This is a genomic window from Serratia entomophila, assembly GCF_021462285.1.
Taxonomy (GTDB): Bacteria; Pseudomonadota; Gammaproteobacteria; order Enterobacterales; family Enterobacteriaceae; genus Serratia; species Serratia entomophila.
Genome location: NZ_CP082787.1, coordinates 210513 through 223116, shown reverse-complemented (window position 1 = coordinate 223116; position 12604 = coordinate 210513). Strand labels below are relative to the sequence as shown.

The 12604-nt window shown below is 61.2% G+C and carries 13 protein-coding genes; 2 read left to right on the top strand and 11 right to left on the bottom strand.

Annotated elements, in window-relative coordinates; translation table 11 throughout:
• Positions 1–34: 34 nt before the first annotated feature.
• The gene (fkpA, locus tag KHA73_RS00945; protein WP_234587532.1) at positions 35–874 is read right to left on the bottom strand and encodes an FKBP-type peptidyl-prolyl cis-trans isomerase; all 840 of its coding nucleotides are present in this window, start codon (positions 872–874) and stop codon (positions 35–37) included.
• 354 nt (positions 875–1228) lie between these two features.
• On the opposite strand from fkpA, the gene KHA73_RS00940 reads away from it, so the two are divergent.
• Entirely contained in the window at positions 1229–1456 is a 228-nt protein-coding gene (locus KHA73_RS00940) for a SlyX family protein (protein ID WP_234587530.1), read from the top strand.
• Between the two features lie 57 nt (positions 1457–1513).
• Here the strand turns inward: KHA73_RS00940 and slyD are convergent, their stop codons facing one another.
• From slyD to kefG, 4 genes are all read right to left on the bottom strand, one after another.
• On the bottom strand, positions 1514–2110 hold the full coding sequence (gene slyD, locus KHA73_RS00935; RefSeq protein ID WP_234587529.1) for a peptidylprolyl isomerase: 597 nt from the start codon (positions 2108–2110) through the stop codon (positions 1514–1516).
• Between the two features lie 126 nt (positions 2111–2236).
• The gene (locus tag KHA73_RS00930) at positions 2237–2440 is read right to left on the bottom strand and encodes a YheV family putative zinc ribbon protein (RefSeq protein ID WP_234587527.1); all 204 of its coding nucleotides are present in this window, start codon (positions 2438–2440) and stop codon (positions 2237–2239) included.
• A gap of 14 nt (positions 2441–2454) precedes the next feature.
• Positions 2455–4263 carry a glutathione-regulated potassium-efflux system protein KefB gene (gene kefB / locus KHA73_RS00925; protein ID WP_234587525.1) on the bottom strand — a complete coding sequence of 603 codons (1809 nt, stop codon included), beginning with the start codon at positions 4261–4263 and terminating at the stop codon, positions 2455–2457.
• Positions 4264–4265: 2 nt separating this feature from the next.
• On the bottom strand, positions 4266–4811 hold the full coding sequence (gene kefG, locus KHA73_RS00920; protein WP_234587524.1) for a glutathione-regulated potassium-efflux system ancillary protein KefG: 546 nt from the start codon (positions 4809–4811) through the stop codon (positions 4266–4268).
• A gap of 132 nt (positions 4812–4943) precedes the next feature.
• On the opposite strand from kefG, the gene KHA73_RS00915 reads away from it, so the two are divergent.
• On the top strand, positions 4944–6857 hold the full coding sequence (locus KHA73_RS00915; protein ID WP_234587522.1) for an ABC transporter ATP-binding protein: 1914 nt from the start codon (positions 4944–4946) through the stop codon (positions 6855–6857).
• Between the two features lie 3 nt (positions 6858–6860).
• Here the strand turns inward: KHA73_RS00915 and tauD are convergent, their stop codons facing one another.
• From tauD to KHA73_RS00885, 6 genes are all read right to left on the bottom strand, one after another.
• Positions 6861–7709 (bottom strand): taurine dioxygenase, encoded by an 849-nt coding sequence (gene tauD, locus KHA73_RS00910; protein ID WP_234587520.1) that lies wholly within the window; start codon positions 7707–7709, stop codon positions 6861–6863.
• Positions 7706–8542: a taurine ABC transporter permease TauC gene (tauC, locus tag KHA73_RS00905; RefSeq protein WP_234587518.1), complete on the bottom strand. Its 837-nt coding sequence runs from the start codon at positions 8540–8542 to the stop codon at positions 7706–7708. The genes tauD and tauC overlap by 4 nt, the downstream gene beginning before the upstream one ends.
• Positions 8539–9306, bottom strand: coding sequence for a taurine ABC transporter ATP-binding subunit (tauB, locus tag KHA73_RS00900; RefSeq protein ID WP_234587516.1), 768 nt, complete (start codon positions 9304–9306; stop codon positions 8539–8541). The genes tauC and tauB overlap by 4 nt, the downstream gene beginning before the upstream one ends.
• Positions 9307–9315: 9 nt before the next feature.
• A complete protein-coding gene (tauA, locus tag KHA73_RS00895) occupies positions 9316–10311 on the bottom strand; it encodes a taurine ABC transporter substrate-binding protein (protein WP_234587515.1) in 996 nt (331 codons plus the stop codon).
• 93 nt (positions 10312–10404) lie between these two features.
• A complete protein-coding gene (locus tag KHA73_RS00890) occupies positions 10405–11541 on the bottom strand; it encodes a Gfo/Idh/MocA family protein (protein WP_234587513.1) in 1137 nt (378 codons plus the stop codon).
• The gene (locus KHA73_RS00885; protein ID WP_234587511.1) at positions 11538–12602 is read right to left on the bottom strand and encodes a sugar phosphate isomerase/epimerase family protein; all 1065 of its coding nucleotides are present in this window, start codon (positions 12600–12602) and stop codon (positions 11538–11540) included. Before KHA73_RS00885 ends, KHA73_RS00890 begins: the two co-directional genes overlap by 4 nt.
• Positions 12603–12604: the final 2 nt, after the last annotated feature.

Here is a 12604-nt window from a genome sequence, read left to right as displayed (position 1 = left end):
GGCATCCGCGGCGGTGGCAAACTCGGGCGTTGGCTTATTTCGCTTTGGCGCCTGCCGCTGCGTCAGCCGGTTTCTCCGCCTTGGCGTCCGCTTTCGGCGCCGCTTTCACGTCCAGCAGCTCAACGTCGAATACCAGGGTAGAGTTAGCCGGGATGCCCGGAACGCCGGTTTTACCGTAGGCCAGCGCCGGTGGAATAACCAGCTTGATCTTGCCGCCTTTCTTGATGTGCTTCAGGCCTTCGGTCCAGCCAGGGATCACGCCGTCCAGACGGAATGACAACGGCTCGCCGCGGGTATAGGAGTTATCGAACTCGGTGCCGTCGGTCAGGGTGCCTTTGTAGTTAACCACCACGGTATCGCTGTCTTTCGGCGCTTCGCCGGCGCCCGGCTTCTCTACCTGATACAGCAGGCCGGATTCGGTTTTCTTCACGCCTTTTTCTTTGGCGAAGGTGTCGCGGTATTTGGCGCCTTTGGTTTCGTTGTCTTTAGCGTCCTGTTCCATCTTCGCCTGAGCGGAAGCCTTCACGCGCGCTTCGAAGCCCTGCAGGGTTTTCTCGATGTCGGCGTCGTTCAGCTTGCTCTTGTTGGCAAAGGCGTCCTGAACGCCGGAAATCAGCTGATCCTTGTCCAGCTTGATGCCCAACTTCTCTTGCTCTTTCAGAGAGTTGTCCATATAGCGGCCCAGAGATGCGCCCAGCGCGTAAGCGGCCTGCTCGTCATCGTTCTTAAATTTGCCGGTGCTTGGCGCGGCTGCGGCATCTGCCGGTTTGGCGGCGTCGGCTGGTTTAGCGGCATCGGCGGCCATGACCTGGGTCGCATTCAGAGCAAAAGCCATGGTGGTTGCCAGAAGCGTGACTTTAAACAAAGATTTCATCCATTTCTCCAGTGTCTGAAGCGGTGCCCCAAACAATCATTAAGTTAGATAACCGGGCTACTATAGCTGCCTGAAAGAAAACAAAACAGTCGCACAGGTAACCAATCGAGTCAAAGTGTGACTCCGTCTTTACGGAGAAGTTTCCTTCAATGTGCTACCATGATGATAAATCAGAGTTTTCTTGAAGTTAATCCGGCCGCGCTGGCAAAAGCCGCCGCGCCGGCCGCGCGTTTTTTCCGCAGGTTACGGGTTTTCCCCTTGCCTTGTGCCCTGCCCGGTTAAATAGCGCAGGCAAACCCGCCGCCAGCTGTTAACATAGCGCGAAATCAAGATTAAACCGCGTCAGAGGTCCCCATGCACAACGCCGACACCCAAAGCCTGCTACGGCGGCTGGAAGAGCTGGAAAGCCGCCAAGCCTTTCAGGAGCTCACCATCGAAGAGCTCAACCAGACCCTAGTGCAGCATCAAATGGAGATGCTGAAAATGCGCGAACACCTGCGCATGCTGACCGACAAGCTGCGTTCCACCCAAAGCTCGATGATCGCCTCGCAGTCAGAAGAGACGCCGCCGCCGCACTACTGACGGCCAATAAAAAAGGGCAGCCGATGGCCGCCCTTTTTTGCCGTTACTGCGCCGCGATTAGTGGCAGCCGCAACCGCCGTTACCGCAACCGCCTTTCTTGCCGTGGTCGTGGTCATGCGCGTGGTCATGATCGTGATCATGGCCGTGGCCGCCACAGCAGCCGTCACCGTGTTCGTGGTGATGGTCGTGCTCGCCGTGTACGTGGCCGTGCGCCAGTTCTTCAGCGGTCGCTTCGCGGATCGCGACAACTTCCACGTTGAAGTTCAGGTTCTGGCCTGCCAGCATGTGGTTGCCGTCAACCACCACGTGGTCGCCGTCAACTTCGGTGATTTCAACCGGAACCGGGCCCTGATCGGTATCAGCCAGGAAACGCATGCCAACCTGCAGTTCGTCAACGCCCATAAAGACGTCTTTCGGCACGCGCTGCACCAGGTTTTCATCGTAGTTGCCGTACGCATCGTTAGCGCCGACGTTAACGTCAAAACGGTCGCCGGCTTCGTGGCCTTCGAGCGCTTTTTCCAGACCTGCGATCAGAGAACCATGCCCGTGCAGATAGTCCAGCGGTGCACTCACCGGAGACTCATCAACCAAAACACCGTCTTCTGTACGTACTTGGTAAGCCAGGCTGACCACCAAGTCTTTTGCTACTTTCATGATATCTCCTACCGTTGGATACTGGGACGCGAGTCTGTATAGACAGAGCCGCGCCTTTTCCGGACAGATTGTATCGGAAATCTGCCCCGCTGTACCCTTCAGGATAAAAAAACGCGCCGGGTAACGCTACTCCGGGTGGAAAATGCCGATCACCTGTTCCTGCGGCCGAACGTGTTTTTCCACCTGCTTTTCGGTCTGCCGCTGATGGTGGCCACACTTGACGCATTCCACCACCTCCACCTGATCTTCACGCCAAACAGCCAATGTATCCATGGCGTTACAGCCAGGGCAGACCGCCCCGGCGATAAACCTTTTACGTGTTACAGACATCTCAGAGCTCCCGCTTATTCATATTCATCCCAGCCGTCAAACTGGCGACTCTCTTTTTGCATCTCGCGGTGGAAAAGTTCTTCCAACTCGCGCCGCGCCTCTTTCACGCGGGAAATTTGCGTCACGTCGCCCTGATGCGGCGGCATCAGTTCACGCAGCATGCGCATATCCAGCCGGCGGAAGTGTTGCTGGGCGCGATAAGCCTGGTGCGGATGCATACCCAGCTCCATCAGCGCCTTGCGCCCCAGCTCCAGCGCGCTGGAAAAGGTTTCGCGGCTAAACTGCTTCACCCCCGCCTGCAGCAGCTCATGCGCTTCGACGCGGCCGCGCGCGCGCGCCAGAATGCTCAGCGCAGGAAAATGCTGCTGGCACAGCCGCACGATCTCCATGGTGTCTTCCGGCTCGTTGCAGGTAATGACGATCGACTTGGCTTTTTCCGCCCCCGCCGCGCGCAGCAGTTCCAGCTCGGTGGCGTCGCCGTAATACACCTTATAGCCATAGCGCCGCAGCACGCCGACGGCGCTGACGTCACGCTCCAGCACGGTAATGCGCATTTTGTTGGCCATCAGCAAGCGGCCGATCACCTGGCCAAAACGCCCGAAGCCGACGATGATCACCTGCGGATCGTCATCCTCAACGTACGGCGTTTCTTCGTCCTCATCTTTGGCGTTGTAGCGGCGCACCAGAATGCGGTCGATAATCTGCATCAGCAACGGCGTGGTCATCATCGACAGCGTAACCACCACCAACAGCAGTGAAAGCTGATCGGGTTGCAGCACCTTCTGCGCGCCCGCCGCCGAGAACAGCACGAAAGCGAACTCGCCGCCCTGGCTGAGCACGCCGGCGAACTGCAGCCGCACCGAACTGCGCAATCCGAAGATGCGCGACAGCGAATAAAGCACGCCGGACTTGATGGCCACCAGCAGCAGCACGCCGATCAGCACTTCGGCCAGATGGGTGTAGAGTACGCCGATATTCAGCGCCATACCCACCGAGATAAAGAACAGCCCCAGCAGTAGCCCCTTGAACGGCTCAATGGAGATTTCCAGCTCGTGGCGATATTCGCTCTCCGCCAGCAGCACGCCGGCGATGAAGGTGCCGAGCGCCATCGACAGGCCAAGCGCATCCATAAACAGCGCCGCGCCCAGCACCACCAGCAGCGCGGCGGCGGTGAATATCTCGCGCACGCCGGAGGCGGCGATATAACGGAACAGCGGCCGCAGCAGGAAACGCCCACCGATCAACATGCCGCCGAACGCCGCCACCTTCAGCCCGATTTGCGCCCAGTCGTCGCTGGTGCCGCCGGCGCCGGCCAAAATGGGGATCAGCGCCAGCGCCGGGATAACCGCCATATCCTGGAACAACAGCACCGAGAAGCCCAACTGACCGCCTTCATTGCGGTTCATGCCCTTCTCGCGCATCAGCTGCAGCGCCATGGCGGTGGAAGACATCGCCAGACCGATGCCGCCGATCACCGCGGCCTGCCAGGCGAACTGCGTCAGGTACAGCAGCGCGCCCAGTATCGCGGCGGTGATCAACACCTGCCCTGCGCCCACGCCGAAGATCGATCGCCGCAGTTCCCACAGCTTGCTGGGGTTAAGCTCCAACCCGATGATGAACATCAGAAACACGACGCCCAGCTCGGAGAAGTGCAGGATCTCATCAACGTCGCGGATGAACCCCAGCCCCCAGGGACCGATGGCGATGCCGGCGATCAAATACCCCAACACCGCGCCGATGCCCAACCGGCGGGCGATGGGCACCGTCACCACCGCGGCGAACAAAAACAGCAGAACGGCCGCCAATAAAGCCGATCCTTCCATAATTAATGCCCTCCCAGCGGATTACGCAACCAGTCGCCATAGGCTTCCGCGTGGCTTCTCAATACCTCCGGCTTCTGCCGGCGCGCCCAGTACACCAGGATCGGCGTCAGCCAGTGCATATGGCACATGGCGGCGGTCAGCTCAAATGGCCGCAGGATGTCTTCCATCGGATAACGGTTATAGCCGCCGGTGCGATAGGCACCCTCGGGTTCGCCGGTGGTGACCACCGAACGCCAGTACTTGCCCGCCAGCGCATTGCCGCCCACGCCGCTGGCGAAGCCGCGCGCCAGCACGCGATCCAACCATTCTTTCAGCAGAGCCGGGCAGCTGTAGGTATAAAGAGGATGTTGAAAAACAATGACCTGATGTTCACGCAGCAGCTGTTGTTCGTGGTGAATATCAATAAAAAAGTCGGGATAGTGCGCGTATAAATCGTGCACGGTGACATGTTCCAACTGCTGCGCCGGTCGAAGCAAAACCCGATTCGCCACCGAGTCATGAGATTCCGGATGGGCATACAGCAGCAAGACCTTGGGCGGCTGCGACATCATTCCCCTCCAAAGCGTCGTCAGGGTAGCGGTTTTCCGTTACCATGCTCCGCAAAGACTAATATAGGACAGTCTGCGTCCTGTTAACTTAGAATCAACCCAATTTAACATACTCTGAACATACGGCGCTTTATGATTGTATTCTCCTCGCTACAAATCCGACGCGGCACCCGCGTCCTGCTGGACAACGCCACGGCGACGGTTAATCCAGGTCAGAAGGTCGGCCTGGTGGGCAAGAACGGCTGCGGCAAATCCACGCTGCTGGCGCTGCTGAAGGGCGAAATCGCCGCGGACGGCGGCAGCTATACCTTTCCCGGCAACTGGGCGCTGGCCTGGGTCAACCAGGAAACGCCGGCGCTGGACGTGCCGGCGATTGAGTATGTTATCGATGGCGACCGCGAATTTCGCCAGCTTGAATCCGAATTGCAGCTGGCGAACGAAAAAAATGACGGCCACGCCATCGCCACGCTGCACGGCAAGCTGGACGCCATCGACGCCTGGACCATTCGTTCCCGCGCCGCCAGCCTGCTGCACGGCCTCGGCTTCTCCAACGAACAGCTGCAAAGCCCGGTGCGCGCCTTCTCGGGCGGCTGGCGCATGCGCCTCAACCTGGCGCAGGCGCTGGTGTGCCGTTCAGATCTGCTGCTGCTCGACGAACCGACCAACCACCTGGATCTCGATGCGGTGATCTGGCTGGAGCGCTGGCTGAAAAACTACCCGGGCACGCTGGTGCTTATCTCGCACGACCGCGACTTCCTCGATCCGATCGTCGACAAGATCCTGCATATCGAACAGCAGACCATGAACGAATACACCGGCAACTACTCCTCGTTCGAGCGCCAGCGTGCGACCAAGCTGGCGCAGCAGCAGTCGCTGTATCAGCACCAGCAGGAGAAAGTGGCGCATCTGCAAAGCTACATCGACCGCTTCCGCGCGCAGGCCACCAAGGCCAAGCAGGCGCAAAGCCGCATCAAGATGCTGGAACGCATGGAGCTTATCGCCCCGGCGCACGTCGACAACCCGTTCACCTTCAGCTTCCGCGCCCCGGAGAGCCTGCCGAATCCGCTGCTGCGCATGGAAAAGGTCAGCGCCGGCTATGGCGACAAGGTGATCCTGAAATCGATCAAGCTGAACCTGGTGCCCGGCTCGCGCATCGGCCTGCTCGGCCGCAACGGCGCCGGTAAATCGACGCTGATCAAACTGTTGGCCGGCACGCTGGAACCGCTGAGCGGCGAGATTGGCCTGGCGAAGGGCATCAAGCTGGGCTACTTCGCCCAGCATCAGCTGGAGTTCCTGCGCGCCGACGAATCGCCGCTGCAGCACCTGAGCCGCATCGCGCCGCGGGTGCTGGAGCAGCAGCTGCGCGATTATCTCGGCGGTTTCGGCTTCCAGGGCGATAAGGTCACCGAGCAAACCGAACGCTTCTCCGGCGGTGAAAAGGCGCGTCTGGTGCTGGCGCTGATCGTCTGGCAGCGCCCCAACCTGCTGCTGCTCGACGAACCGACCAACCACCTGGATCTCGATATGCGCCAGGCGCTGACCGAAGCGTTGATCGACTTCGAAGGCGCGCTGGTGGTGGTTTCGCACGACCGCCACCTGTTGCGCTCCACTACCGACGATCTGTACCTGGTGCACGACGGCCAGGTGGAAGCCTTCGAGGGCGATCTGGACGACTACCAGCAATGGCTGATCGACCTGCAGCGCCAGGAAAGCCAACAGGATACGCCGGAAAAAGAGAACAACGGCAACAGCGCCCAGGCGCGTAAGGATCAAAAACGCCGCGAAGCCGAATTCCGCACCCAGACTCAGCCGCTGCGCAAGCAGATAGCCAAGCTGGAACAGCAGATGGAAAAACTGGGCGCCGAACTGGCGGCGGTAGAAGACAGGCTGGCGGATTCGGCGCTGTACGACATCAGCCGTAAAGCCGAGCTGACCGAATGCCTGCAAAAACAAAGCCAGGCCAAATCCGCGCTGGAAGAGACGGAGATGACCTGGCTGGATGCGCAGGAACAGCTGGAACAACTAACTCAGGCGTTTGAGTCCTAAGCGTTACGCCTTGTAAAAAGGCTTGTCCCCCAAGATAGTCGCGCGGTGCATGATGCGCCGCTGCGGCAGATAGTCCGCGTTGGCGTAGTGCTGCGTCACGCGGTTATCCCAGATCGCCACGTCATTTTCCTGCCAGCGCCAGCGCACCTGAAACTCCGGTTTGGTGATGTGGGCAAACAGGAAATCCAACAACGCGTCGCTCTCCTTTGGCGCCAAATCGACAATTCGCGTGGTGAAGCCCTCGTTGACGAACAGCGCCTGCCGCGCGCTGACCGGATGGGTGCGCACCACCGGGTGCAGCAGCGGCGGGTTTTTCTGCACCGCCAGCTGCCAGCGCTGGTGCTCCTCCTCACTGCCGCGATGCTTGTGTTCCGGGAACGATTTGGTGAAGTCATGCTCGGCCCGCAGCCCGGCCAATAGCGCTCTGAAGGGGGCAGACAGCGCCTCGTAGGCGGCGATGCCGCTGGCCCACAGCGTGTCGCCCCCGGCGGAAGGCAGCGTCTTGGCCGCCAGGATCGCCCCCTGCGGCGGATTCTCGATAAAGGTCACGTCGGTGTGCCAGTTATCGTTATCCGGCGGGTTGTTGTCGTGGGTGTCCAGCACGATGATTTCTTCCACGTCGGTGGCGTGCGGGTAGACCGGATGGATGTGCAAATCGCCGAAGCGGCCGGCCAGATCGCGCTGCTGCAGCGGCGTAATCGGCTGATTGCGGAAGAACAGCACCTGGTGCTTGAGCAGCGCATGATAAAGCTGCTCAAACTGACCGTCGCCCAGCGGCCGCGCCAGCGCCACATTTTCCACCAGCGCACCGATGTAAGGCCCCAGCGGGGTGATATTCAGACGTTCGTTCATTGCTGTACTCCATGCCAGGGGGTCAATCGGCGCTGCAGGGCGCGCAGCCCCAGCTCCAGCCCAAATGCAATAATCGCAATCACGCCGATGCCGGCCAGCACCACGTCGGTGGCCAGAAACTCGCCGGCGGATTGCACCATAAATCCCAGGCCGCGCGTGGCGGCGATCAATTCGGCGGCCACCAGCGTCGACCAGCCGACGCCCAGCCCAATTCGGATGCCGGTCAGGATCTCCGGCAGCGCGTTCGGCAATATCACGAAACGCAGCAGCTGCCAGCGATTGGCGCCCAGCGCGCGCGCCGCGCGCACTCGCACCTGAGCCACGCTGCGCACGCCGGCCACGGCGGAAAGCGTCACCGGCGCGAAGATCGCCAGATAGATCAGTAAAATTTTTGAGGTTTCGCCGATGCCGAACCAGATCACCATCAACGGCAGGTAGGCCAGCGGCGGCACCGGGCGGTAAATTTCAATCAGCGGGTCGAGAATGCCGCGCACCGTATCGTTCAGCCCCATGGCGATCCCCACCGGAACGCCGACGATCACCGCCGCCAGCAGCGCCACCAGAATGCGCCCCAGGCTGGCCGCCAGGTGCTGCCATAGCGTGGCGTCCATAAAGCCCTGCGGGCTGGCGATAGTGATTAATTGATGCAGCACCTGCTGCGGCGCAGGCAAAAACAGCGGGCTGATCAGGTTCAGCGCGGTCACGCCCCACCAGATGACTACCGCCACCAACAGAGTGGAGGCGCTCAGCCAGACATTGCGCGGCACGCTGAAACGGCGCGCGGTCCCGGCCTGCGGCTGCGCCGCCGTCTTTAGAGTGGAATGCAGGCTCATAACAATGCCTCGCGCTGTTGGAAGACTTTGCCCAGTACGTATTCGCGCTGCGCAATAAATTCGGGATCGGACTTGATCGACCGGCAGGCCTCGCCGGCGGCATAGCGCTGGCCGAAGTTCAGCGACAGCCGTTCCACCACCTGCCCTGGCCCCGGCGAAAGCAACAGCAGCTCGCTGGCGAGAAACACCGCCTCTTCGATATCGTGGGTAATCAGCAGCACCTGTTTGCCGGTATCGCGCCAGATGGTCAGCAACAGTTCCTGCATCTGCTCGCGGGTGAAGGCGTCCAATGCGCCGAAGGGTTCGTCCAGCAACAGCAACCGAGGATCGGCCGCCAGCGCGCGCGCAATGCCCACCCGTTGGCGCATGCCGCCGGAGAGCTGCCAGATGAAGTGCCGTTCGTAACCGGCCAGGCCCACGCGTTGCAGCATCTGCTGCGCTACCTGGCGGCGCTGCTGTTTGCCCACCCCCGCCAGCTGCAAGCCAAACTCGACGTTATCCACCACGTTGCGCCACGGCAGTAAACCCTCATGCTGGAACACCACGCCCCGTTCGGCCCCCGGGCCGTTAACGGGCGTTCCATCAAGCGTGATGCTGCCAGCTGAAGGCTCAATAAACCCGGCGATCAAATTCAGCAGCGTGGTTTTGCCGCAGCCCGACGGGCCAAGCACCACCACCAGTTGCCCGGAGGCAATCTGGAACGAGACGTCGCGCAGTGCGGGGCGCCCCTGATAGTCTGCTGAAAGATGGTTAACGTTTAGCATCCGGCTTCCTTACGACTGCGGCGCAGCCTGCACCTGTTTTACAAAACGGTCGGTCACGTAGGCGCTGTAATCGCCGTCAACCTGCGGGATCTTGCCCTGCTGCTTGAGGAATTCGGCGGTATCGCGGATAGCCTTGTCCACCGGCTGGCCAAGCTGGGTTATTTGATCCGCCACCGGCAGATAGCGGTTACCCTTCACCAGTTCAGGCACCTGCGCTTCCGGCACTCCGCTCAGGCGCGCCAGAATGTTGAGATTGTTTTTATCTTTCAGCCACTTCTCCGGCTCGGCCAGATAAGCTTTTTGCGCCTGCAGCGCGCTGGCGGCGAAGGCGGTCACCACCTCGGGGTGCTTATCGGCGAAGTCCTTGCGCACCACCCAGACGTCCAGCGTCGGCGCCCCCCACTGCCCCACCTGTTCGGAATCGGTCAGCACCTTGCCCTGCTTGGCCAGCTCGTTGACCACCGGCGCCCAGACATAGGCGCCGTCGATGTCGCCACGCTGCCAGGCGGCGGCGATGGCCGGCGGCTGCAGGTTAAGGATTTTCACCTGTTCGGGTTTGATGCCCCAGTGCTTGAGCGAGGCCAGCAGGCTGTAATGCGTCGTGGAAATGAACGGCACCGCGATACGCTTGCCGATCAGATCTTTCGGGCTCTTGATGTCGTTCTTCACCACCAAGGCTTCGGAGCTGCCGAGCTGTGAGGCGATGAGGAACACTTCGATAGGAAGCTTCTGGCTGGCGGCCACCGCCAACGGGCTGGAACCGATATTGCCGATCTGCACGTCACCGGAGGCCAGCGCGCGCAGCACGCTGGAGCCGCTGTCGAATTTACGCCAGTCGACGCTGGCGCCGGACTGTTTGGCGAAGCTGTTTTCCGCCTGCGCCACTTTGGCGGGCTCCGCCGAAGTCTGGTACGCCACGGTGACGTCCACCGCGTAGGCGCTGGCCGCGCTGAGCGATAACACCAGCAGCGCCGCGCCGCGTAAGGAAAAGAATTTGCCCGCCATGTTCCGCTCCGTTGATAAAAGTCTGTTCAGTTGCAGACAGTTTTATCCGAGCGATGGCAGGCGATAAAGGAATAAAAAAATCTTCTTTATTACTTAATGAAATATGAATTCTTCTACGTCGATCCATTCTCCGCCGGCGGCGCTGCTGCGCTGCGCGGCGTCGATAAATGCCATGCCCTGCACGCCGGTCTCGATGCCCGGCAGCAACGGCGCTGCCTCGGGCCCCTCTCGCAGCCGGCGCGCCGCTTCGCGATAAATTTGGCCAAACCCTTCCAGGTATCCTTCAGGATGCCCCGCCGGCACCCGCGTCAGCCGGAGGTTCTCCGCATGCTGGAATGAAGAGGCGCGCGTAATGCAATAGGCCGGCGCATCCCGCGGGCGTATCCATAACTGATTCGGCTGTTCCTGGTTAAACGCCAGGCTGCCTTCGCTGCCGTAAACCCGCAGCCGCAGCCCGTTCTCATGCCCGCAGGCGACCTGACTGGCCCATAGCCGGCCTTTGGCGCCGTTGGCGTAACGCATCTGCACCCGCACGTCATCATCCAGCCGGCGGCCCGCAATAAAGGTGCTGAGTTCGGCGCTGATCGCCTGCGGCAGCATACCGCAGACAAACTGCGCCAGCTGCCAGGCGTGGGTGCCCACATCACCGATGCACCCCGCGCCGGCTTTTTCCGGCTCGGCGCGCCAACCGGCCTGCTTGTTGTCGGTCAGCTCCAGCGGCTGCGCCAGCCATTCCTGCAGATACTCCACCTCGATAAACCGCACTTCTCCCAGCTCACCGGCCAGCACCCGGCTGCGCGCCTCGCGCACCAGCGGGTAAGCGCTGTAGTTGTGGGTCAGTATCAACTGCCGCCCGCTGCGCCGCACCTTCTCCGCCAGCTGCAGCGCTTCGGGATAGCTGTTGCACAGCGGCTTATCGCAAATGACGTCGATACCGGCGTCGAGGAAGGCCGTCGCCACCGGCGCGTGCAGATAATTGGGCGTCACTATCGCCACCGCATCGATGCCGTCTTCCCTGGCTGCCTCCGCCAGCGCCATCTGGGCGAAGTCGCGATAACAGCGCTGCGGATCGACATGCAGCAATTCACCGGTGCGGCGGCAGTTTTCCCAGTCGGAGGAGAAAGCCCCGGCCACCAGTGCGAACTCATCGTCCATCCTCGCCGCCAGCCGATGCACCGCGCCAATAAACGCGCCTTCACCGCCCCCGACCATACCCAAGCGTAATCTCATGGCTGCTCTCCAATGCCCAGCATCTTTTTGATCTGCATAGACTCGCCGCCGCCGGCGGCGAAATCATCAAACGCCCGGCCGGCAACCAGGATGATATGGCGCGCGATAAACTCGGCCCCTTCCCGCGCCCCGGCTTCCGGTGACTTCAGGCAGCACTCCCATTCCAGCGTGGCCCAGCCGGGGAAATCGTATTGCGCCAGCTTGCTGAAAATCGCCGGGAAGTCGATCTGCCCGTCGCCGAGCGAACGAAAACGTCCCGGCCTTTCCAGCCAGGGCTGATAGCCGCCATAAACGCCGCTGCGGGCGCTGGGCCGGTACTCGGCGTCTTTAACGTGAAACGCCCGGATGCGCGAATGATACAGATCGATAAACCCGAGATAGTCCATCTGTTGCAAATGCAGATGGCTGGGATCGTACAGAATGTGGCAACGCGGGTGGTTGTCGACCTGGCGCAGGAAGCGCTCGAAGGTCACGCCGTCGTGCAGGTCTTCTCCCGGGTGCAGCTCATAGCAAAGATCGACGCCGACATCGTCGAAGGCGTCGAGGATCGGCCGCCAGCGCTGCGCCAGTTGGCTGAAGGCCTCCTCGAACAACCGGGCGTTGTGGGGCGGCCAGGGATAAAAATAGGGCCAGGCCAGCGCGCCGGAAAAGGTCACGTGCGCGGTCAGGCCAAGCCGCTGTGACGCCTGCGCCGCCATCAACAGCTGCTCGTGCGCCCACGCCTGCCGCGTCTGCGGGTTGCCGCGCACCTGTGCCGGGGCGAAGCCATCGAACGCCAGATCGTAGGCCGGATGCACCGCCAGCAGTTGCCCCTGCAAATGGGTGGACAGCTCGGAAATCGTCACGCCATGCCGCGCCAGCCGTTCACGCACCTCGTCGCAATACGCCTGGCAATGCGCCGCCCGCGCCAAATCGAAAATATGCGGGGAACCGGTCGGGATCTGCAAACTTTTAAAGCCCAATCCCGCGGCCCAGCCGGCCAAGCCGTCCAATGTGTCAAATGGCGCTTGCGCACCGATAAACTGCGCCAAAAACAACCCCGGCCCCTGAATGGTTTTCATCT